Annotated in this window: 1 protein-coding gene; it reads left to right on the plus strand. The window is 70.1% G+C overall.

Translation table 11 applies throughout. The features are described 5' to 3' along the window. The coding region (locus FQ664_RS26490) for a hypothetical protein (protein WP_144175947.1) at nucleotides 1-251 on the plus strand (251 nt) is incomplete at both ends.

A 251-nucleotide genomic window follows, 5' to 3' on the forward strand; every position in this document is an offset into this window, starting at 1 on the left:
CAGCATCGCCTGGGCAGCGGATGCCGATGGCAACTACACGCGAGCCAGCAACCCGTGCCTCAACGGCCAGGTGGCCGCCATCCCCGGGCTGCTGCCGATGGTGCTCGGTACCGACCAGACCTGCCGGGTGCAGAACGCCGTGCAGGGGCAGGCGGTGCAGGCGCACAACAGCCGCCGCCGCGACCATGCCTGGCTGCCCACGTTCTCGGCCACCGTGCATTTCTCGCCTGCTGCGCGCCTGTATGTCCGCT

This window comes from Pseudomonas persica, assembly GCF_900291015.1.
Classification (GTDB): Bacteria; Pseudomonadota; Gammaproteobacteria; order Pseudomonadales; family Pseudomonadaceae; genus Aquipseudomonas.